The organism is Rhodanobacter sp. FW106-HT46G03, assembly GCF_058789895.1.
On the sequence record NZ_JBYTCC010000001.1, the window covers coordinates 342,736 to 364,651 of the forward strand.

General features: G+C 68.0%; 14 protein-coding genes. 11 read left to right on the plus strand and 3 right to left on the minus strand.

Translation table 11 applies throughout. The features are described 5' to 3' along the window. Nucleotides 1–80 precede the first annotated feature (80 nt). Complete coding sequence (locus AC3WP6_RS01465) at nt 81–2,066, plus strand: glycoside hydrolase family 125 protein (RefSeq protein ID WP_492626021.1); 1,986 nt, start codon at nt 81–83, stop codon at nt 2,064–2,066. 8 nt (nt 2,067–2,074) lie between these two features. Here AC3WP6_RS01465 and AC3WP6_RS01470 read toward each other — a convergent pair whose 3' ends face one another. After that, a complete protein-coding gene (locus AC3WP6_RS01470) occupies nt 2,075–3,169 on the minus strand; it encodes an ABC transporter ATP-binding protein (RefSeq protein WP_492626022.1) in 1,095 nt (364 codons plus the stop codon). Nucleotides 3,170–3,319: 150 nt separating this feature from the next. On the opposite strand from AC3WP6_RS01470, the gene AC3WP6_RS01475 reads away from it, so the two are divergent. Both AC3WP6_RS01475 and AC3WP6_RS01480 read left to right on the plus strand, forming a co-directional pair. Further along, nucleotides 3,320–4,675, plus strand: coding sequence for a GH1 family beta-glucosidase (locus tag AC3WP6_RS01475; RefSeq protein WP_492626023.1), 1,356 nt, complete (start codon nt 3,320–3,322; stop codon nt 4,673–4,675). A gap of 32 nt (nt 4,676–4,707) precedes the next feature. Continuing rightward, complete coding sequence (locus tag AC3WP6_RS01480; RefSeq protein ID WP_492626024.1) at nt 4,708–6,327, plus strand: GH39 family glycosyl hydrolase; 1,620 nt, start codon at nt 4,708–4,710, stop codon at nt 6,325–6,327. A gap of 528 nt (nt 6,328–6,855) precedes the next feature. Here AC3WP6_RS01480 and merA read toward each other — a convergent pair. Both merA and merC read right to left on the minus strand, forming a co-directional pair. Next, entirely contained in the window at nt 6,856–8,463 is a 1,608-nt protein-coding gene (merA, locus tag AC3WP6_RS01485; protein ID WP_492626025.1) for a mercury(II) reductase, read from the minus strand. 39 nt (nt 8,464–8,502) lie between these two features. Further along, on the minus strand, nt 8,503–8,910 hold the full coding sequence (gene merC / locus AC3WP6_RS01490; protein ID WP_492628620.1) for an organomercurial transporter MerC: 408 nt from the start codon (nt 8,908–8,910) through the stop codon (nt 8,503–8,505). Between the two features lie 144 nt (nt 8,911–9,054). Between merC and merR the strand changes: the two genes are divergently transcribed. The 8 genes from merR to AC3WP6_RS01530 all read left to right on the plus strand — a co-directional run bounded on the left by merR (nt 9,055) and on the right by AC3WP6_RS01530 (nt 21,451). After that, entirely contained in the window at nt 9,055–9,507 is a 453-nt protein-coding gene (merR, locus tag AC3WP6_RS01495; protein ID WP_492626026.1) for a mercury resistance transcriptional regulator MerR, read from the plus strand. Next, nucleotides 9,504–10,703, plus strand: a complete 1,200-nt coding sequence (locus tag AC3WP6_RS01500; RefSeq protein WP_492626027.1) for an MFS transporter — start codon at nt 9,504–9,506, stop codon at nt 10,701–10,703. Before merR ends, AC3WP6_RS01500 begins: the two co-directional genes overlap by 4 nt. 353 nt (nt 10,704–11,056) lie before the next feature. Then, on the plus strand, nt 11,057–12,097 hold the full coding sequence (locus AC3WP6_RS01505; RefSeq protein ID WP_492626028.1) for a glycosylasparaginase: 1,041 nt from the start codon (nt 11,057–11,059) through the stop codon (nt 12,095–12,097). After that, nucleotides 12,094–12,912 carry a copper homeostasis protein CutC gene (locus AC3WP6_RS01510; protein WP_492626029.1) on the plus strand — a complete coding sequence of 273 codons (819 nt, stop codon included), beginning with the start codon at nt 12,094–12,096 and terminating at the stop codon, nt 12,910–12,912. Before AC3WP6_RS01505 ends, AC3WP6_RS01510 begins: the two co-directional genes overlap by 4 nt. A gap of 143 nt (nt 12,913–13,055) precedes the next feature. Then, a complete protein-coding gene (locus tag AC3WP6_RS01515) occupies nt 13,056–15,656 on the plus strand; it encodes a beta-mannosidase (RefSeq protein ID WP_492626030.1) in 2,601 nt (866 codons plus the stop codon). Next, entirely contained in the window at nt 15,653–17,092 is a 1,440-nt protein-coding gene (locus AC3WP6_RS01520; RefSeq protein ID WP_492626031.1) for a glycoside hydrolase family 125 protein, read from the plus strand. The genes AC3WP6_RS01515 and AC3WP6_RS01520 overlap by 4 nt, the downstream gene beginning before the upstream one ends. 36 nt (nt 17,093–17,128) lie before the next feature. Continuing rightward, complete coding sequence (locus AC3WP6_RS01525; protein ID WP_492626032.1) at nt 17,129–19,573, plus strand: GH92 family glycosyl hydrolase; 2,445 nt, start codon at nt 17,129–17,131, stop codon at nt 19,571–19,573. A gap of 36 nt (nt 19,574–19,609) precedes the next feature. Then, a complete protein-coding gene (locus AC3WP6_RS01530) occupies nt 19,610–21,451 on the plus strand; it encodes a glycoside hydrolase family 2 protein (RefSeq protein WP_492626033.1) in 1,842 nt (613 codons plus the stop codon). Nucleotides 21,452–21,916 lie beyond the last annotated feature (465 nt).

A 21,916-nucleotide genomic window follows, 5' to 3' on the forward strand; every position in this document is an offset into this window, starting at 1 on the left:
TCGGGAGCCTTGCCATGACGGGAGAGCGCGGCGAACGACGCCGCGCAGGGTCGTGCCTTTCCCGCTTCAGACGGCTGATCATGGCGGCGACACTGGCCGCCGCCATGCTGATGCCCGCGTGGGGTGCCGACGCACCGGCACCGGTTGCCGGTGCCGGCGCGATGACGCCGCTGGTGCTGGCGCCCGATGCGGTGGTGGCCACCGGCAATGACTGGATCGCACTCCCGGAGATTCGCGCGGGCGATGGCGCGATCGTGAGCTTCAACGTGTTGTCGATGCACGACCGCGGGCTGCTGCAGGTGCAGGGCTCGCCGAAGGTCGAAACCGGGCCGGAAGCCGGGCGCGTCCCGGCGCTGGCGCCCTGGGTTGCCGTCGGCTCGGCGCAACCCGGTCTGCACGTCGACGCCTGGCACCTGCTCGACGACTGGATCCCGGTGGCCACGACCACGACCGATAACGTGCGTGCGCAGCTCACCTATGTCGCGCCACGCCATGCGAGGGCGGCGTGGATCCGCATGCAACTGGTCAACCAGGGTACGTCGCCGCGCACGGTGCACTTCGGCCTCACCGCGAACTGGGGCGGGCTGGTGCGCGTCATCTACGCGCCGTCCGTGATCCGCGGCCAGCGCGAGCAGGTGGCGGCGCCGGCGTGGATCAAGCGCACGCAGGTCTTCAGCTTCATCGAGAACGAAACGACGTTTGCGTGGGCGCTTGGTCATCCCGATTGCGGCGACGCGAGCCGATCCGGCGATGCGTTCACCGCCACCTGCCAGCGCGTGCTGGCGCCGGGGCAAGAGGTGACGGCGAACTTCATCGTGGCGGTCGGGCTGGAGGAGTCCAGCGCGCAATACAGCGAACGCGTGCTGGCCGCGCACCTGGCGGAGTGGGGCGACCAGGCCGTGCTCGACGGCGAGCGCGCGTGGCTCGCGCAGCGGTTGCGCACGACCGGCGACCCGGCGCTCGACCAGCTCGTGAATCGCAATCTGCTGTTCTCGTCGTATTTCGCCTGGGGTCGGGCGCTGGATACCGAGCAATTCGTCGGCTTCACCTCGCGCTCGCCGCGCTACTACGTCTCGGCGGCGTACTGGGATCGCGATGCCATGCTCTGGAGTTTTCCGGCGTTGCTGGCAACGGATGTCGCGCGCGCCCGCGATGCGCTCGACGTCGCGCTCGGCATCCAGTTGCGCAACGCCGGAACCCACAGCCGGTATATCGACGGCGTGACCCTCGAGCCCGGCTACGAGCTCGACGAAAACGCGGCGCCGGTCATCGCGCTGGCCCGGTACTGGCGCAAGACGCACGATCTCGCCTATCTCAAACAGCATCGGCCTGCGCTCGATGCCTTGCTGGCCGGCATCGCCGGGCATCGCGGGCGCGCCGGGCTGTACCGCACCGAGCAGGACGCGCAGGACGAAAACCGCCGCGCGATCTACGAGACCTACGACAACGCGCTGGTGTGGCGGGCGTTCAAGGACGCAGCAACGTTGTACCGCACCCTCGGCGATACCACCGCGGCCAGCCGCTACGACGAGGAAGCGCGCCAGTTGCGGCGCGCGGTCATGCAGCACCTGGTGGCTACCGGCGCACCGGGCACCGACGGCCCGATCTTCGCGTTCGGCTGGGATGGCGAGCGGCTCGAGTTCGACGACGTGCCGCCCGGCTCGCTGCTCAGGTTGCCGGCGCTGGGGTTCGTGGGCCAGCACGACCCGGTGTTTGTGCGCACCTACGCCTGGCTGCATTCACCGCACTTTGCGCACTCGAACGCCGGCAAGCCGTACGGCCTGCCGGGCAGCTATCGCGTGCCGTACACCACGGTCTGGTCGATTGCCGATCACCTGCGCCTGGATGCCGGCCGGGCGCAGGCGCTGAAGATCCTGCGCGCCAGTGCGTGGGATGGCGGCATCGTCTCCGAACAGGTCGATCCGGTGACGGCTGCCAGCATTCCCGGTGGCGGCGCCTTTGCGACGGCGGCCGGGTATCTGGCGGCCACCGTGTGCGACCTGTATTGCCGACCCGCGCCGAAGACTCCGCCGAAAACGGCGACCGACGAAGGCGGCCGACCTTGAGTGCCGACTTACGCGATGCGCGTGCCGTGGGCCGGATCGAACCAGTGCCCATGCGCCGGGTCGATGCCGAAGCGCATCGTCGCGCCCGGCGCGGCCGCGGTGCCCGGCGGGGCGCGCGACACCAGCGGCGCGTTGCCGCAGCGCAGATGCAGGAATTCCTCGTTGCCGACCTGCTCGACGACTTCCAGCCGCGCTTCCAGCGCGGCATCGCCGGCGTCGCCGGCCAGCGGCAGCAGGTCTTCCGGGCGCACGCCGAGCACCACCTCGCGCCCGCGCCAGGCGTCGAGTGCGGGCATCGGCGGCGAGCTTCCCAAGCGGATCGTGCCATGCGTGCTCACCAACGCGAGGCCGTCATCGGCGACCAGCGTGCCGCGCAAGAGATTCATCGCCGGGCTGCCGAGAAAACCGGCCACGAACAGGTTTGCCGGCTGCCGGTACACGTTAATCGGGGTGTCGATCTGCTGGATCACGCCGCGGTCCAGCACCACGATGCGCTGGCCCAGCGTCATCGCTTCCACCTGGTCGTGGGTGACATAGATGGTGGTGGTGCCGAAGCGCTGGTGCAGCCGCGCGATCTCCACCCGCATTGCCAGGCGCAGCCGCGCATCGAGGTTGGACAGTGGTTCGTCGAGCAGGAACACCACCGGCTGGCGCACCATCGCGCGGCCCAGCGCCACCCGCTGGCGCTGACCGCCGGACAGCGCGGCGGGGCGGGCGTCCAGTTTGGTTTCCAGTTCCAGCAGGCGGGCCACCTCGGCCACGCGCTGCGCGATCTCGCGGCGCGGCGTGCCGCGCAGGCGCAGGCTGAAGCCGAGGTTTTCCGCCACCGTCATGTGCGGATACAAGGCGTAGTTCTGGAACACCATGGCAATGTCGCGGTCTTTCGGCGCCACCGCGTTCACCACCCGGCCGCCGATCCGCAAGGTGCCGGCACCGATTTCTTCCAGCCCCGCGATCATGCGCAGCAGCGTGGTCTTGCCGCAGCCGGAAGGCCCGACCAGTACCAGCAGCTCGCCGTCGCCGACGTCGAAGCTGGCACCGGCCACGGCCACCTGGCCGTCCGGAAAAACCTTGCGCACGTTGTCGAGACTGACAGTGGCCATGGGTGCGCGTACTCCCGGGTGGGTGCCGTGGACGGGGCTGGTCGACCCCCGATGCTGCAGCGTGCGTGCATCGGGGCCCGGCTCTCGGCTATTCTCGGCACGTAATCGTTTACATCAAGCCGCAGTGCGGCAACAGGGGCGTGCATACCCATGACTCGACGTTTCCGCTTTCCGGACGGCTTTCTCTGGGGCGCGGCCACCTCCGCCTACCAGATCGAAGGCTCGCCACTGGCGGATGGGGCTGGCCCCAGCATCTGGCAGCGGTTTGCCCACACGCCCGGGATGATGGCCAACGGCGACACCGGCGATGTCGCCTGCGACCACTACCGGCGCTACTGGGACGACGTGCAGTTGATGCGGGCGCTGGGTTTGCAGAGCTACCGGTTCAGCGTGAGCTGGTCGCGCGTGCTGCCGGAAGGCACGGGGCGGGTCAATCCCAAAGGTTTGGACTTCTATTCGCGGCTGGTCGACGAGCTCCTGGCAAACGGCATCGTGCCCAACGCCACGCTGTTCCACTGGGATCTGCCGGCGGCGCTGGACGACCGCGGCGGCTGGCTCAACCGCGACAGCGCCGACTGGTTCGCCGATTACGCGCAGATCCTGTTTCGCGCGCTGGACGACCGCGTGCCGATGTGGGCCACGCTCAACGAGCCGTGGGTGGTGGTGGATGGCGGCTACCTGCATGGGACGGTCGCGCCCGGCCATCGCAACCTGTACGAGGCGCCGCGCGTGACGCACAACCTGATGCGTGCCAGTGCGGCCGGCATCCAGGCCTATCGGGCGCTGGGCAAGCATGCAATCGGCGTGGTGTTCAACATCGAGCCCAAGTATCCGGCCTCGGACGCTCCGGCCGACATCGCGGCCACGCGCCGCGCCGATGCCTACATGAACCGCCAGTTCGCCGACCCGGCGTTGCTCGGCAGCTATCCACCCGAACTGCGCGAGGTGTACGGCGAGGCCTGGCCGGATTTTGCCGACGCTGAGTGCCGACCGCTGCGCCAGAAGGTCGACTTCGTCGGCCTCAACTACTACACGCGCGCGGTGGTGCGGCACGACGCGGCGGAGTGGCTGCTGCATGCCGCGGCCGTGCCGCAGGCGCAGCGGCCGCGCACGGAAACCGGATGGGAAGTCTACGAGCAGGGGTTGCTCGACCTGCTGACCGGCTTTCGCGCACGCTACGGCGACATCCCCCTCTACATCACCGAGAACGGCGCCGCGTTTGCCGACCCGCCGCACGTTGCCGGCGGGTTGCTGGAGGATCCGCTGCGCGTGGATTACCTGCGCCGGCATCTCAAGGCGGCGCATGCCGCGCTCGAGGCCGGCGTCGATCTGCGCGGCTACTACGCGTGGTCGCTGCTGGACAACCTCGAATGGTCGCTCGGCTACGCCAAGCGGTTCGGCCTGTACCACGTGGATTTCACCACGCAGAGACGCACCCCCAAGGCCAGCGCGAAGTTCTACGCGCAGGTGATCGCCAGCCACGGCGAGGCATTGGCCGAGCCATGAACCAACCCACCGGGTTACCTGGAGGAAACGACATGACGATGACTCAGCGTGCATGGCGACGGACAGCGTGGTGCCTGCTGGCAGCCGGGCTGCTGGCGCTGGGCAGCGCGCAGGCGGCACCGGCGCCGGCGGACACCGTGCAGATCCGGGTGGACGCCAAGGCGGTGGGTACGCCGTTTCCGCATTTCTGGGAGCGGATGTTCGGCTCCGGGCGGGCCACGCTTTCGCTGCGCGACGACTACCGCAAGGATCTGGCCGAAGTGAAACGGGCCACCGGGTTCGGGTACGTGCGCTTCCACGGCATCTTCGATCGTGACGTGGGACTGTTCCACTTGGGCAAGGTCGACCAGGCGTTCTACAACGCCGCCAGCAAGGCGGCCGCAAGCGACCAGCCGGTCTACAACTTCTCCTACGTCGACCAGATCTACGACGGCCTGCTCGCCCGCGGCGTGCGTCCGTTCGTGGAGTTGGGCTTCATGCCGTCGGACCTGTCGTCGGACCCCAAGGCGCTGCAGGACTTCTGGTACCACCCGAACGTCGCCCCGCCGAAGGATTACGCCCTGTGGGACGGCATGATCCGCGCCTTCGCGCAGCACCTCGTTGCGCGCTACGGCATCGACGAGGTGGCCCAGTGGTACTTCGAGGTGTGGAACGAGCCGAACATCGGCTTCTGGGCCGGCAACCCCAAGATGGCCACCTATTACACGCTGTACGACCACACCGCGCGCGCGCTGAAAGCGGTGAGCCCGCGCCTGCGCGTGGGCGGCCCCGCCACCGCGCAGGCGGCCGACGTGGCCGCCTTTCTCCGGCACGTGCATGACGCCGGGGTGCCGCTGGATTTCGTCAGCACCCACGTCTACGGCGACGACACCGCACCCAACGTGTTCCATACCGACGAGAAGATTCCGCGCAAGGACATGGTGTGCCGCGCGGTGGACAAGGTGCACAAGGAGATCCTCGCCTCGCCGTACCCGAAGATCCCGTTCTTCATGAGCGAGTACAACGCCTCCTACGCCAACCTGCCGAACGTCACCGACACCGTGTACATGGGCCCGTGGCTCGCCAACACCATCCGCGCCTGTGCCGGCAAGGTGGACATGATGAGCTACTGGACGTTCTCCGACGTGTTCGAGGAGCAGGGCGTGGTGCGCACGCCGTTCTACGGCGGCTTCGGGCTGATCGCCGAGCGCAACATCCCCAAGCCATCCTTCAACGCGTTCGCCATGCTGCACAAGCTGGGCGAAGTGCGGTTGCCGGTGGCCTCCGACTCCGCGCTGGCCACCCGCCGCGCTGACGGCACGCTGGTGGTGGCGTTGTGGAACTACGCGCCGCCAGTGGGCGTCACCGCGAGCTATACCGTGGGCAAGCCGAAAGGCGAGATGAAGCACTTCGAGCTCGACCTCTCATCGCTGCCGGCGAACGCCACGGCGCAGGTATGGCGCCTGGACGCGACGCACGGCAACGCGATCGCCGCGTACGACAAGATGGGGCGGCCGGCCTTCCCGTCGCGCGAGCAGATCGACGCATTGCGTGCGGCAGGCCGGATGGCCCTGCCGGAGCCAGTGGCGTTGCATGGCGGCAAGCTGAGCCTGGATATTCCCCCGCAAGGGCTGGTGGTGGTGAAGGTGGCGAGAGCGGTGCCGACGCGATAACCCCGCATCGGGGCTTCCCGATGGCATCGGGCTCGATGCCGGGTGGTATCCCGTCTGTCTGGGCGACAGTGCAACCTGTGGAGAGCGCCAGCCGAGCAGTTGCGTCGCCCCATGCCCAGAATGGTTGCCGGAGCGACGTGCCGCACCGTCTCGTAATGGGTGTCCAGGGATAAGGATGGATAGACGCCCAAACAACGTTTGCATCAGGCGGACGGTTCCGTAGCCAGCAGCGCCGTGCAGCGCGACACCTCAGCCGGGTCTATTGCGAAACCGCATCAATCTGCAGTGATGCACGCGGCTATGGCATTGGAGAAGCCAACCCCGCCCATGCTCGACAACGGGTCCCATGGTGGACAGCTCCCAGCACCCGCGGTTGGCGGGCCCCGCACTGCTCGTCGCTCGTCTCTGTCGGGAATGAGCGAACGCTGGTCGGCAACCCGTCTCGTTGGCGGGCCCGAGGGAAGTGCGGGCGGGAAGGTGCAGGACCTTGAGGCGATCAACTACTCGGGTGCATCCAGCAGTTCCTGGCTATCCGGCGCAGCACGACAGTTGCCGGACATCCTTGTGGAAGGTTTGCGCGGCGAGTTTCAGGCCTTCGACCATGGTGAGGTAGGGGAACAGCTGGTCAGCCAGATCCTCCACGGTCATGCCGGTGTGGATCGCCAGTGCCGCGGACTGGATCAATTCCCCTGCCTGTTCGGCCACCGCCTGCACACCGAGCAATCGGCCGGAGCGTGCTTCGGCGACCAGCTTGATGAAGCCCCGGGTGTCGAAGTTGGCGAGCGCGCGCGGCACGTTGTCGAGCGTGAGCGTACGGCTGCCGGTCTCGAAGCCGGCTTGGCGCGCTGCCTGCTCGCTGAGTCCCACGGTGGCGACCTGCGGGTCGGTGAAGACCACCGCGGGCATCGCGGTCAGATCGAGCGAGGCCTCGCCGCCGGTCATGTTGAGGGCGGCCCGGGTCCCGGCGGCGGCCGCCACGTAGACGAATTGCGGCTGGTCGGTGCAGTCGCCGGCGGCGTAGAGGTGGGGCGCAGTGGTGTGCATGCCGGCATCGATCTCGATCGCCCCGTGCCGACCCGTTTTCACCCCGGCCGCCCCGAGGTTGAGGCTGCCCGTATTGGGCGTGCGGCCGGTGGCCACCAGCAGCCGGTCGGCGCGTCGTTCGCCCTGCGGGGTGGTCAGCACGAATTCGCCGTCGCGGTACGCAACCTTGCTGGCCTGTGTGTGTTCCAGTACGTCGATCCCCTCGTCGCGGAAGATCGCGGTGAGCGCTTCACCGATCGCCGGGTCCTCGCGCGAGAACAGCGTGCTGCGGGCCAGGATCGTCACGTGGCTGCCCAGCCGGGCGAAGGCTTGCGCCAATTCCGCCGCGACGACCGAAGCGCCGATCACCACCAGCCGGGGTGGGATCGTGGCGCTCGCCAGGGCCTGGGTCGAAGTCCAGTACGGCGTGTCCTGCAGGCCGGGGATCGGCGGCACGGTGGCGCTGGCGCCGGTCGCGATCAGGCAGCGGTCGAAAGTCAGCCCGCGCTCACCGCCGCCGTTGAGCTGTACCACTAGGGTATTCGTATCCGTGAACCGCGCCGTGCCATGCACGACGGTGATGGCCGGATTCCCGGCCAGGATGGCCTCGTATTTCGTGTGGCGCAGTTCCTCTACCCGCGTCTGTTGCTGGGTCAGCAAGCGATCGCGCAGGATGCGCGGCGGGGCCGCGGAGATGCCGGCGTCGAATGGGCTCGACGTCCGCATGTGGGCCACTTGGGCGGCGCGGATCAGGATCTTGGACGGCACACAGCCGGTATTGACGCAAGTGCCGCCGATGGTGCCGCGCTCGATGAGGGTCACGCGTGCGCCTTGCTCGGTTGCCTTCAGCGCGGCGGCCATGGCCGCACCGCCGCTGCCGATCACGGCGATGTGCAGGGGACTGCCAGCGTGGCGGGTCCCGCTGTTGCCGACAATCTGCTCCCGCGTGCGCTCGGAGCGGTTGTGCGAGGTGGCGTCGGACGCTGCCAACGTGGTGCTGTCCTTGGCCCAGGACGCCTCCAATGCGCACGAGTCGGGCAATTTCGTTGGCGCCTGCGTGACGGGGGCCGCGCAGGATTCGCAGGTCGTCTCGGTGCTTTTCAATTCGGTCATGAGATGGTTCCTACCCACTCTGGATGTGGGTTCACGGCGTCAGTCGCGTTTCCCCGCGCCATCCACCGCGCAGCGCCGACTTGCCGGTGAGACCAGATCCCAGATGGCCGCCAGCAACATGACGACCAGGCCCGCGTACAGGACGCCGCGGGCGTCATCCGTGGGAAGCCAACCACCGACGAAGGCAAGCCAGCCGATCAAGGCCACCAGCGGGCCGATGCACCCCAACGCGCTGCGCCGCCACTGGCGATGGCTGAGCCAGCCCAATGCGTTGGCGAGCAGTGCCAGCAACACGAACGCCGGGATCAGCACGTGCACGAAAACCGATTCCCAGCGGGCCAGGAAACCCAGGCCGATGACGGCGCCGATGCTTGCCATCGCCGGAAAGCACATGGAACAGGACATGGCGGATACCAGGGAACCCGCAACGCCGACTTTGTCGGCCATGACGCGTACGACAGTTTTCACAGTGAGTTCCTCTGCTGGATATTCAACGACGCCTTCGACTCAAGGCCGGCCATGCGTGCCGCCTTGCAATTCATCCCCGACACGGCAACGCTAGTTCCGTAGTCGACTACGGGGTCAAGCATCATGGATGCGGCAGCGGTGAACCTGACGATCGGCGCCTTCGCCAAGGCGGCCGACGTCAACGTGGAAACCATCCGGTTCTATCAGCGCAGGGGGCTGTTGCGGCAACCGGCCAAGCCCTACGGCGGCATCCGGCGCTACGACCAGGCCGATGTCGCCCGCCTGCGTTTCGTGAAATCGGCCCAATGCCTCGGATTCAGCCTGGACGAGATCGGCGAGCTGCTGCAGCTGGAGGACGGCACGCACTGCCGCGAAGCGAGCATGCTGGGGGAGGTCAAGCTGCGCAGCGTGCGCGAGAAGCTGGCCGGCCTGCGGCGGATGGAGACGGCGTTGTCCGGGCTCGTGAAGGCATGTCATGCCCGCAAGGGGAGCGTGTCGTGTCCGCTCATTGCATCGCTGTCCGGAGCGCGCACCGCAGCGCGCCGAGACCGCGGCGGATCGGACACGGACACGTGAAGCGCGCCCTGCAGACGCTGCGCAAGCTGCCGCGCATGGTGTGGATTCTCGGCGCGCTCAGCCTAGCCAACGACAGCGCCAGCGACATGGTTTACCCGTTGATACCGCTGTACCTGAGCGCCGTATTGATGGCCGGGCCGCGTGCATTGGGCCTGATCGAGGGAGTGGCTGAAGCCAGCAGCAGCGTGTTGAAGCTGGCCGCCGGGGTGCTGGCCGATCGCAGCCGGCGGATGCGCGGCTGGATCGGCAGTGGCTATGTGGTCAGTGGCCTGGCGCGACCGTTTATCGGGTTGTCCACGAGCTGGCTTGGCGTGCTTGGCTGTCGACTTGCCGATCGCGCCGGCAAGGGGCTGCGAAGCGCGCCCCGCGACGCCTTGCTGAGTTTGAGCGTGACGCCGGAGCAGCGCGGATTGGCGTTCGGCCTGCATCGCGCCATGGACAATGCCGGCGCGGTCATCGGGCCGCTCGTGGCGGCGGCGCTGCTGGCCTGGGGTTTGTCGCTGCGCGCGATTTTCCTGTGGTCCGTGGTGCCGGCGGTGGCCGTGATCGTGCTGGCCTTGCGCATCCCGGAACCCGCCATCCGCGTCCCGGTGATACGCGCCGGGTTCGATTGGCGGGTCGGGCAACTTCCTCCCGCCTTCCGCCGCTATCTCGTGACGTTGGGTTTGTTCACGCTGGGCAACTCGTCGAACATGTTCCTGTTGCTGCGTGCCGAGCAAATAGGCGCGAGTGCCGAACGGGTCGTGCTGATGTGGGTGTTGTACTCGGCGGTTGCCATGCTGCTGTCCACGCCACTTTCGGCGTTGTCCGACCGCCTCGGGCGAATCCGCGTGCTGGGATCGGCATGGGCCGCATACGCGGTCGCGTATCTGGTCATCGGGCTGCTGCCGCAGGCGGATTGGGCCTTGTGGCTGGCGTTTGCCCTCTACGGCACCGTCAGCGCAGCCCTGGAAGGAACCGAAAAAGCGCTGGTGGCCGATCTGGTCGAAGGCGAGCGCAGTGGCACCGCCTATGGCTGGTACAACCTGGTGGCGGGCCTCATGTTGCTGCCGGCCTCGCTGATCTTCGGGGCGCTCTGGCAGTCCGTTTCCGCCGCCGTCGCCTTCGGCTTCGGTGCCTTGTGCGCGGTGGGCGCCACGGTGCTCCTGACGCGGTGGGTGGCGAGTCCCTCGTCCCCGGCATTCATGGGTGCCTGAAGAGCAGCGGCAAATATTCACCAAGGCACCCTCCCGCCGTACCAGGTTTCAGGGGGATGCCAGCGCGGCAGCAGATGGCCAAGCACTGCCCGTTCATACGCGATCGATTCACCGGTGTGGCCGAGCAGGGCGCCCGCCGTAGCTGACGTCGGGTGGTGGCATCGCGGCCGTGCGTGCCTCGCAAGCTTCGACCGGTCGGAAACAATGGCGATCGGGGAGACGAGACCCCTTACTGCAGTGCGACATGCCGGACCGGTGGGTTGACGCTAGTCTGTCCCGATTTGAAACGATCTAAATTTCATTGCAAGCTAGGCCTGCGGCTCAATGGCGAACCGTGGAGTGGGGAGGACGCGATGGTTGCTCGTCGGCAATTTCTGAAGGCCTCGGTGCTGGGCGCGGTGGCCGTGGCCACCGGCAAGGCCGCGGCCACCGCCACGCCCTTGGCGATCGCCGCACGTGGCGTTGGCGTGGTGCGCGTCGCTTCCACCTGGGACTTCGGCGTTGCCGCCAACCAGGCGGCGTGGGCGATCCTGGGGCACGGCGGCCATTCGCTCGATGCGGTGGAAGCCGGTGCGCGGGTGCCTGAAGCGGATCTCAAGAACCACAGCGTGGGCAAGGGCGGTTACCCGGACCGCGACGGCAGGGTAACGCTGGATGCCAGCATCATGGATGCCGAGGGCCATTGCGGCGCGGTGGCGGCGCTGGAACACGTCACCCATGCGATCTCGGTGGCGCGGCGGGTGATGGAACGCACTCCGCACGTGCTGCTGGCCGGCGATGGCGCGTTGCAGTTCGCGTTGGAGCAGGGCTTCGAGCAGGAAAACCTGTTGACGCCGGAGGCGGAGAAGGCTTGGCGCGAGTGGCTGAGGACCGCGCACTACCGACCGCAAATCAACAGCGAGGTGCGCAGCTATGGCGCCGACGCACCTGCCGGCCTGCCGGGCGGCAAGGACAACCACGACACCATCGGCATGCTGGCGCTGGACGCGCACGGCAAGCTCGCCGGCGCCTGCACCACCAGCGGCATGGCGTGGAAGCTGCACGGTCGCGTGGGCGATTCGCCGATCATCGGCGCCGGCCTGTACGTGGACGGCGAGGTGGGTGGCGCCACCTCCACCGGCGTGGGCGAGGAGGTGATCCGCAACGCCGGCAGCTTCCTCGTGGTGGAACTGATGCGCCAGGGCCGCACGCCCACCGAAGCCTGCCGCGAGGCCGTGCTGCGCGTCGTGCGCAAGCAGCCGAAGACGGCAAACGAGATCCAGGTGGCCTTCCTCGCCATGAACAAGGACGGCGAGGTGGGCGCCTGGGCGATCCAGCCGGGCTTTTCCTACGCGGTGTGCGATACGAAGGATCAGCGCGCGCTGATCCCTGCGCGCAGTGTGTTCGCCACATGAGCGCGCGCCTGCTCGAAGTGGTCGCCAATTCAGTCGCCTCGGCGCTCGCCGCGCAGGCTGGCGGGGCGGGGCGGGTGGAGCTGTGCGCGGCGCTGGAGCTGGGGGGACTTACGCCCTCGCCGGCGTGCATCGCGATGGCGCGCGAACGGCTGCGCATTCCGCTTTGCGTACTGATTCGCCCGCGCGCCGGTGACTTTCTCTACGACGATGCCGAGTGCGAGGCCATGCTGCGCGACATCGAGTACTGCGCTGCGCAGGGCTGCGATGGCGTGGTGCTGGGCGTGCTCGACGCCGATGGCGGGGTGGACGTGCGGCGTTGCTGCAGCCTGCTTGGCGCGGTGGGCAACATGGACGTCACCTTCCATCGCGCCTTCGATCTTGCCAGCGACCCGTATCGCGCGCTCGAGGATGTGATCGGGTTGGGTTGTGCGCGCGTGCTCACCTCGGGTGGGCAGGCCAACGTGGCCGAAGGCGCACCCCTGATCCGCGAACTGGTGCGGCAGTCGGCGGGGCGCCTGGCTGTCATGCCCGGCGCCGGCGTGACTGCCGACAACCTGCCCGGGCTTGTGCGATCCACCGGGGCGAGCGAGTTTCATGCTTCCGCCAAGCGGCAGCTGGCCTCCGGCATGCGCCATCGCCCGCCGCAACTGGCCGCGATGCAAGGCGGCGAATGGCGTACCGATGTGGCGCAGGTGCGCATGCTCGTGCAGGCATTGGGGAGGGTCGAGCGTGGGGACGATGATCTTCAGCGCGAGGCTTGGCCACGGAGCAGGCACGAACCGACGTCGGGCGCGTCGATGAAGCACGGCACATGACGCGAAAGCTCACGCATGTCCCGGTCGGATATGTGTCGCGGTAGCTGGACTGACGATGTACGCGAGGTGCTGGCGTGTTCAACCACCGATTTGAATCGTGTCAAATTACCGGCGTGCGGCGCGGCCTGATAGCCGTCTTGTGCGTGCTTGCGCTGCTGGGTGCGGGCGGCTGCCGCGCCGACGCACTTGCCACGCGATCACTGGATGCCGGCTGGCAGTTCCGGCTTGCGCCCGGCGACCGCCACGCCGCGGAGCATCCGCAGGCTGCGCACTGGATGCCGGCGAGCGTGCCCGGCACGGTGCAGACCGACCTGCTGGCTGCGAAGCAGGTGCCCGATCCGTACCGGCGCGGCAACGAGGCGAAGATCCAGTGGGTAGGCCTGGCCGACTGGCAGTACCGCACGCGCTTCACCGTGGATGCCGCCACGCTGGCGCGCAAGCACGTTGAGCTGGTGTTCGATGGCCTGGACACGTTTGCCGACGTCTCGCTCAACGGCCACAGGCTGCTCGCCGCCGACAACATGTTCCGTCGCTGGCAGGTGGACGCGAAGCCGTGGCTGCATGCGGGCACGAACACGCTGGAAGTCACCCTGCATTCGCCGATCGCGCGGCTGCAGCCCTGGCTGCTGAAACAGCCCTATGCGCTGCCGGGCGAGTTCGACTCGGCCTTCGGCGACGAGCCCGAAGGCAAGCAGACGGCCAATTACGTACGCAAGGCCGCCTACCAGTACGGCTGGGACTGGGGCCCGCGCATCGTCACCGAGGGCATCTGGCAGCCGGTGAAGCTGGAGAGTTGGGACACGCTGCGCCTCGCCGGTTTCCACATCGCGCAGCCGAAGGTGGATGCCGACGTGGCGCAATTGCAGGCGCAGTTGCGCATCGCCGCCGATGCGGCAGGCCAGGCAAAGGTGATGCTGCGCTGGCGCGCACCGGACGGTGGCACGCGGTCGCTGGCGCGCGACATGGTGGTCAAGGTCGGCGACAACGCATGGTCGCTGCCATTCAAGATCGCACACCCGCAACGCTGGTGGCCGGTGGGCTACGGCAAGCCGAACCTGTACGACTTCCATGTCGATGTCGTGATGGACGGCCAAACCATGGTCAGCGCGGACCGCCAGACCGGCCTGCGCCGCGTGCAGTTGCTGCGCGAGAAGGACCAGTGGGGCAAGAGCTTCGCCTTCGTGGTGAACGGCGTGCCGATTTTCGCCAAGGGCGCGAACGTGATCCCGATGGACATGTTTCCAAACCGCGTCACCACGGCGCGCATCGAGGCGATGCTGCAGTCGGCGCGCGACGCGAACATGAACATGCTGCGCGTCTGGGGCGGCGGTTATTACCTCGAGGATGCGTTCTACGCCGAGGCCGACAAGCTCGGCCTGATGGTGTGGCAGGACTTCATGTTCGGCGGCGCGATCCCGCCCTACGACCAGGCCTTCCGCAACAACACGCGCATCGAGGCAATCGAACAGGTGGATCGCCTGCGTGACCATCCGTCCATCGTCCTGTGGGCCGGCAACAACGAGGTGGAGACCGCGTGGGAGTCCTGGGGCACCAGCCTGGATTTCCAGAAGGCGCAGGGCAAGGCCGAGAGCGCACGCGTCGAGCAGGGCATGCGCGAGCTGTTCGACCACACGCTGCGCGACGTGGTCGCGTCGCAGTCGCCCGCGGTGCCGTACCGGCCCAGCACGCCGAGCAGCGACTACGACACCAAGGCCAACGTGCTGGACAACGGCGACTACCACTACTGGAACGTGTGGTCGGGCGATGCGTTGCCGGCCAGCGCTTACCTTGATGTCACCCCACGCTTCCAGTCCGAGTACGGCCTGCAGTCCTTCCCCGCGCTGGCGACGCTGCGCAGCGTGCTGGCGCCGGCCGACCTCGCCATCGATTCGCCCGTGCTGCGCGCGCACCAGAAGTTCGACAAGGGCAAGGGCAACCAGCGCCTCGTGATGTACGTGGAGCGCGAGTACGGCAAGCCGAAGGACTTCGCCTCGTTGGTGTATCTCAGCCAGGTGATGCAGGCCGAGGGTATCCAGCTCGCCGCCGAGCACCTGCGCGCGTCGCGGCCGCAGAGCATGGGCTCGCTGTACTGGCAGCTCAACGACGTGTGGCCGGGCGTCACCTGGTCCAGCATCGACTATTACGGCCGCTGGAAGGCGCTGCAATACCACGCGAAGCGTTTCTATGCGCCGCTGCGGGTAGTGGCGATCCGCAAGGGCGGCGTTACGCACGTATCGCTGGTGTCGGACGCCACGACGCCGATGAATGCCGAGTTGCGCATACGCGTAGTGGGCATGGACGGCAAGCCGGTGTGGACGCACACACAGGCTTTGCGGGTGGCGGCGTTGGCCAGCACCCATGCCGTTGACTACAACGATGCGCAACTGCTGCACGGTGCCGATCCGCGCCGCACGGTGGCGGTGTTCGAGTGGCTGGACCACGGCAAGGTGCTCAGCCGCCATTTCGTGTATTTCGGGCAGGCCAAGGATCTGCAACTGCCCGATCCCGGCCTGAAGGCGCAGCTCGCCGCCGACGGTCGCAGCCTCACGGTGAGCGCGCAGCGCTTCGCGCGCGAAGTGTGGGTCGACTTCGGCGCGCTGGATGTGCGGCTTTCCGACGATGCCTTCGACCTGCTGCCCGGCGAGTCGGTGACGCTGCATCTCGACAGCACGGCCGAGGCAGCCGCACTGAAGCATGCGTTGACGGTGCGCAGCTTGTACGCCGCCACGGAGACCACGCCATGACCATGGGCAACCTTTCCCGCCGCGACCTGCTCAAGCTGATCGGTGGCGGCGCCGCGGCGCTGGCCTTGCCCGGCTTCGCCGCGCCGGCCACGGCATCGGCGCGATCCAGTCATCGCCCGCCGCCCGGCAAGCGCAAGTTCACCAGCCCCGCGGTGGAGGCGGAAATCGCCCGCGTGCAGGCGAAGATCGGCGACCCCGAGCTGCGCTGGATGTTCGGCAACTGCTACCCGAACACGCTGGACACCACGGTGCAGATGGACACCCTGCACGGCAAGCCGGACACCTTCGTCATCACCGGCGACATCGACGCGATGTGGCTGCGCGATTCCTCCGCACAGGTGTGGCCGTACCTGCCGCTGGCGGCGAAGGATGCGGCGCTGCGCCGGCTGTACCGTGGGCTGATCCGCCGCCAGGCGCTGTGCATCTCGATCGACCCGTACGCGAACGCCTTCCTGCCCGATCCGCGCGGCAGGACCACGCTGGACTGGGCGCAGCACGACCTCACCGACATGCAGCCCGGCGTGGCCGAGCGGAAATGGGAGATCGATTCGCTGTGCTGGACGATCCGCATCGCCCACGGCTACTGGAAAACCACCGGCGACCGCGTGCCGTTCGACGACGACTGGCGCGGCGCGATGCGCCTGGTGCTGGCGACGTTCCGCGCGCAGCAGCGCAAGCACGGGCCGGGCCCGTACCACTTCCAGCGCGCCTCGGCGGTGCCCACCGACACGGTGCCGCTGGGCGGCTACGGCAATCCGGCGTTGCCGGTGGGGATGATCTTCTCGATGTTCCGGCCGTCCGACGATGCCTGCACCTATCCCCTGTTCGTGCCGGCCAACGCGTTCGCGGTGGTCTCGCTGCGCCAGCTCGCGGAGATGGCGCGCGCGCTGCACGGCGACGCGGCGTTCGCCGCCGACTGCGAGGCGCTGGCGGCCGAGGTGCAGGCGGCGCTGGAGCAGCACGCCGTGATGCACGAGGGTGGCGCGGACTTCTGGGCCTATGAGGTGGACGGTTACGGCAACCAGCTGTCCATGGACGACGCCAACGTGCCCAGCCTGCTGGCGCTGCCCTACCTCGGCTTCTGCGCGCGCGGCGATGCGCGCTACCAGCGCACCCGCGCACGGGCCTGGGGCGCACGCAACCCGTATTTTTTCCGCGGCAAGGCGGCGGAAGGCATCGGCGGGCCGCACGAGGGCCTGCGCATGATCTGGCCGATGTCGCTGATGGTGCGCGCGCTCACCAGCACGGATGCCGGCGAGATCCACCAGTGCCTGCACTGGCTGAAGACCACCCATGCGGGCACCGGCTTCATGCATGAGGCCTTCGACCAGGACGATCCCGCCCATTTCACCCGGCCCTGGTTTGCCTGGGCCAACAGCCTGTTCGGCGAGCTGATCGCCGGACTGGCCCACCAGCACCCCGAACTGCTGCGGTAATCACCGCACCCCACATTCCCAGAGGAGTCCACGACCATGGTGACCCGCAGACGATTCCTGCAAGGCGCGGCGGCATTGACACTGCTCGGAGGCCTCGATGCGCGTGGCGCGCTCGCCGCACCGCGCGGCCAGGGCAGTGCCGCGGCGCTGACCGGCCTGGCGAAGAACGGCGTGTCGCGCTGGGTGGACGTGTTCGTCGGCACCGGTGGCCACGGCCACACCTATCCCGGTGCCTCGCTGCCGTGGGGCATGGTGCAGCTTTCGCCCGACACCAACGACTTCGGCTGGGATGCCTGCTCGGGCTATCACCAGGCCGACGGCTCGATCATGGGGTTCTCGCATACTCACCTCAGCGGTACCGGCGCCAGCGACATGCTCGACGTGTTAGTGATGCCGGCGCAGGGCGAGGTGCTGCTCGACCCGGGCGAACGCGGCCTGCCGCCGTACAACTACTACTCGAAGTTCGACGGCGCCGCGCGCGGGCCGCACCTCACGCCTGACATGGTGGCGCACCCGGGCAGGGGCTATCGCTCGCGCTACGACCGGGCCTCCGAACAGGGTGTGCCCGGCTACTACCGCGTGCGCCTCACCGACCACGACATCCTTGCCGAGCTCACCGCCACGCTGCGCACGGGCCTGCACCGCTACACCTTCGCCAAGGGTGGCAAGGCGCACCTGGTGGTCGACCTCGCGCACGGCTTCCACGACGACCCCAAAGTGCCGTGCAAGGTGTCGGACGCCACGCTGAAACTGGTGGGCAACGACACCCTGGTCGGCGGCCGCCGCGTGCACCAGTGGGCAAACGGGCGGCACATCTACTTCGCGATGAAGCTGTCGCGGCCGTTCGCGCAGGCCACGCTGTACAGCGAAAACCAGCCGCTGCCCAGCGGCACCGGCGAGGCCAAGGGCACGCACCTCAAGGCCGCGCTGCACCTGGACGACGCGAACAAGGCGCCGCTGCTGGTGAAGGTGGGCCTCTCCGGCGTGGACGTTGCCGGTGCGCTGCGCAACCTCGAATCGGAATTGCCCGGCTGGGATTTCGAGCAGGTGCGGCAGGCCGCGGCGAAGAACTGGGAAACCGAGCTGTCCCGCATCCACATCGACACGCCGTCGGTGCCGGTCAAGCGCACGTTCTACAGCGCGCTGTACCACACCATGCTCGCACCCACGCTGTTCAGCGACGTCGATGGCCGCTACCGCGGCATGGACCTGAAGGTTCACGAGCTGCCCAAGGGCCAGCACAACTACAGCACCTACTCGCTGTGGGACACCTACCGCGCGCTGCACCCGCTGTACACGCTGTATCAGCCCGACAAGGTGCCGGACATCGTCAACGGCCTGGTGCGGATGACCGCGGAAAGCCCGGAAGGCCCGCCGGTGTGGCCGCTGCAGGGCGTGGAGACCGGCACCATGATCGGCTACCACTCCGCGGTGGTGATCGCCGAGGCGCACGCCAAGGGCTTCACCGGCATCGACTACGCCAAGGCTTGGCCGCTCTTTCGCAAGCGCGCCTTCGACGACGACTACCGCGGCCTGCCGTGGTACCGCAAGCTCGGCTACATTCCCAGCGACAAGGAGGGCGAGGCGGTCAGCAAGACCCTGGAATACGCCTATGACGACTGGGCGCTGGCGGACCTGGCCGAGCGCGTCGGCGCGAAGGACGATGCGAAGCAGCTGCGCGAGCGCTCGCGCAACTACCGCCACGTGTTCGACCAGAAGCTCACCTTCATGCGCCCGCGCGGCAGTAACGGCCAGTGGCTGGAACCGTTCGACCCGCGCGAGATGGGGCACTTCGAGAAGTGGCGCGACTTCACCGAGTCCAACCCGTGGGTGGCCACCTTCCTTAACCAGCATGACCTGTACGGCTACATGGGCATGTTCGGCGGCGTGGCCGCGTTCGAGCACAAGCTGGATGAGCTGTTCACCACCAGCTCCAAACTGCCCGCCGACGCGCCGCCGGACATCGCCGGCATGATCGGCCAGTACGCGCACGGCAACGAGCCCAGCCACCATGTGGCCTACCTCTACGCCTACACCGGCAACCACTGGAAGACCCAGTCGCGCGTGCGCATGCTGCTGGAGACCATGTACCCGCCGCAGCCGGACGGCCTCGCCGGCAACGAGGACTGCGGCCAGATGAGCGCGTGGTACGTGCTGAGCGCGCTGGGCCTGTACCCGGTCGATCCGGTGAGCACGCACTACGTGTTCGGCAGCCCGCTGCTGGACCACGCCGAGGTGATGCTGGGCGCGGGCAAGAAGCTGGTCGTGGAGGCGCACGGCAACGGTCCAGGCAAGCCCTACATCCAGTCCGTCACCTGGAACGGCAAGCCGTGGACGAAGAGCTGGATCAGCCACGCCGAACTCGCCGCCGGCGGCACGCTGGCGTTCGCGATGGGCGACAAGCCGAACAAGCGCTTCGGCGCCGCGCCGGAAGACCGGCCGCCGTCGTTCGGCCGGATGGCCGGCAAGGGGGAGGCCTGAATGATGGCGCCGGTACGCAGTATCCGCGGATGGTGGATGGGCGCGAGCCTGGGTGTGCTCGCGGCAATGGGATGCGCCTCGATGGCAATGGCGGCATCGGCGCGGACGATCACATGGAGCGGCAAGGTGGCGCCGCTGGCGACGCCGTGGACGGCCGAGGTGTCGCCCACCAACGCCTGGCCCGACTATCCGCGTCCGCAGCTCGCGCGCCCGTCGTTGGCGCATCCGCAATGGATGAACCTCGACGGCCTGTGGCAGTACGCGCCCGGCGACGGCAAAGCCGCGCCACCGTTCGGCAAGACGCTGGCGGGCAAGGTGCTGGTGCCGTATCCGGTGGAGTCGGTGCTCTCGGGCGTGCAGCAGCATGCGGACCACATGGTCTACCGCCGGCTGGTCGAGATCCCGGCGGCGTTCACCGCGCGCGGCCAACACGTGCGGCTGAACTTCGGCGCGGTGGATCAGGCGGCCACGGTCTACATCAACGGCGTGGAAGTGGCGCACCACGTCGGCGGCTACACCGCGTTCAGCGCGGACATCACGCCGCAGCTGCGCACGGACGGGCCGCAGGAGATCGTGGTCGTCGTGCACGCGCCGGTGGATGGCGCCAACGTGATGGTCGGCAAGCAGCGGCTGAAGCCGGAGGGCATCTTCTACACGGCGGCCTCGGGCATCTGGCAGCCGGTGTGGCTGGAATCGGTACCGGCCACCAGCCTGGCGCAGCTCACCTTCACCCCGGCGCGCAGCCTGGATGCTTTCAGCGTCGCCGCGCGGCTGCATGGCCCCAGTGCCGGTGCCGTGCTCCGCGTCACCGCCTATGCGGACGGCAAGGTCGTGGGCGAGACCAGCGGGCCGGCCGGCCAGCCGCTGCATTTGGCCGTCGCGCATCCGCACCTGTGGAGCCCGGACGATCCTTTCCTGTACACCTTCAAAGCTGTGCTCACGCGCGGCGGACAAAGCGACGAGGTGACCAGCTACGCCGGCCTGCGCACCATCGCCGTCGAGAAGGTGGGTGGCCGCAACCGCATCGTGCTGAACGGCAAGCCGACCTTCCTGCTGGCCACGCTGGACCAGGGCTATTGGCCGGATGGCATCTACACCGCGCCCACCGATGCGGCACTGAAGTTCGACATCCAGAAGACCAGGGATCTGGGCTTCAACACCATCCGCAAGCACATCAAGGTGGAGCCGGCGCGCTGGTACTACTGGGCCGACCGCCTCGGCGTGATGGTCTGGCAGGACATGCCGGCGTTGCCCACCGGCAGCAACGACAAACTCACCGCTGCGGACAAGGCCAACTTCCGCGCCCAGGTCACGGCGATCGTCGAGCAGCTCAAGGGCGAGACCGCGATCATCGGCTGGATTCCCTTCAACGAAGGCTGGGGGCAGTGGAGCATCCCGGCTGCGGCCGAGCTGGCGGCACAGATCAAGCAGCTCGATCCCTCGCGCCTGGTCGATGCGCGCAGCGGCGCCAATTGCTGCGACATGAAGGGTGATCCGCATGCCGGCGACGTTATCGACGTGCACGACTACCAAGGGCCCGGGCTGCCCAGCCCGGACGCCACGCGGGCCGCGATCGACGGCGAGCATGGCGGCCTGACTCTCGGCATCCCCGGCCACGTCTGGCCCAACACGCCGATCAACCCCTACGGCGCGGTAAAGGACCGTGCCGCGCTGACGGCCGGCTACGTCGCCAACACGTCGGTGTTGCGCGATCAGGGCGTACCCAAGGGCATGTCCGGCAGCGTCTACACCCAGATCACCGACGTCGAAGGCGAGCACAACGGCTTGCTCACCTACGACCGCGAGGTCGAGAAAGTGGACGAGGCCAAGGTGCGTGCGATCAACGCGGAGACGATACGTGCGGGCGCGCGACCGTGACCGCGTCCCGCCGCCGCGTGTCGGTGGACTTTGATGCCTGGCAAGGCGCCTGCGTCGCCAGCGTGGACAGGTGCCGTCGCGCATGGCGTACGGGCTGGATCGATCTATCCATGGGAACGAAATAAGCAGTCCAGGTTCATGCCTGAGCCTTGGTCCGGGCAGTTCGATGAGGCGGTACGGCGACGGGCCGCGAGGAGTGGCGAAGACACCACTTCCGCAGAAAACCGGTGCGTGAACGGCACGGAAAGGGTTTTCCGCACTGCAGCGTGACATGTCGCGTCTTTGGTGCGGTAATTTGGTCATTGGATTTAGATCGATCTAACTTCAAGCGCTCCGGTTTATGGGAAAGCCGTCCACGGGGATCGCCTGCGAGTGGTTGTTGCAAACCCCGGGCCGCTGGCGAACAGGGGGCGGCGGATCTGGGGCAGGGCGGGAAAACGAAAGTCGAAGCGGGTTGCAGGAGCA

Excerpts from the sequence above, each read along its gene's own strand:
- merC (WP_492628620.1), bottom strand. The coding sequence starts at position 8,910 with ATGGCCGACAAAGTCGGCGTTGCGGGTTCCCTGGTATCCGCCATGTCC.
- AC3WP6_RS01470 (WP_492626022.1), bottom strand. The coding sequence starts at position 3,169 with ATGGCCACTGTCAGTCTCGACAACGTGCGCAAGGTTTTTCCGGACGGC.
- merR (WP_492626026.1), top strand. The coding sequence starts at position 9,055 with ATGGATGCGGCAGCGGTGAACCTGACGATCGGCGCCTTCGCCAAGGCG.
- merA (WP_492626025.1), bottom strand. The coding sequence starts at position 8,463 with ATGACCGAATTGAAAAGCACCGAGACGACCTGCGAATCCTGCGCGGCC.
- AC3WP6_RS01475 (WP_492626023.1), top strand. The coding sequence starts at position 3,320 with ATGACTCGACGTTTCCGCTTTCCGGACGGCTTTCTCTGGGGCGCGGCC.
- AC3WP6_RS01520 (WP_492626031.1), top strand. The coding sequence starts at position 15,653 with ATGACCATGGGCAACCTTTCCCGCCGCGACCTGCTCAAGCTGATCGGT.
- AC3WP6_RS01510 (WP_492626029.1), top strand. The coding sequence starts at position 12,094 with ATGAGCGCGCGCCTGCTCGAAGTGGTCGCCAATTCAGTCGCCTCGGCG.
- AC3WP6_RS01465 (WP_492626021.1), top strand. The coding sequence starts at position 81 with ATGGCGGCGACACTGGCCGCCGCCATGCTGATGCCCGCGTGGGGTGCC.
- AC3WP6_RS01480 (WP_492626024.1), top strand. The coding sequence starts at position 4,708 with ATGACGATGACTCAGCGTGCATGGCGACGGACAGCGTGGTGCCTGCTG.
- AC3WP6_RS01505 (WP_492626028.1), top strand. The coding sequence starts at position 11,057 with ATGGTTGCTCGTCGGCAATTTCTGAAGGCCTCGGTGCTGGGCGCGGTG.
- AC3WP6_RS01525 (WP_492626032.1), top strand. The coding sequence starts at position 17,129 with ATGGTGACCCGCAGACGATTCCTGCAAGGCGCGGCGGCATTGACACTG.
- AC3WP6_RS01530 (WP_492626033.1), top strand. The coding sequence starts at position 19,610 with ATGGGCGCGAGCCTGGGTGTGCTCGCGGCAATGGGATGCGCCTCGATG.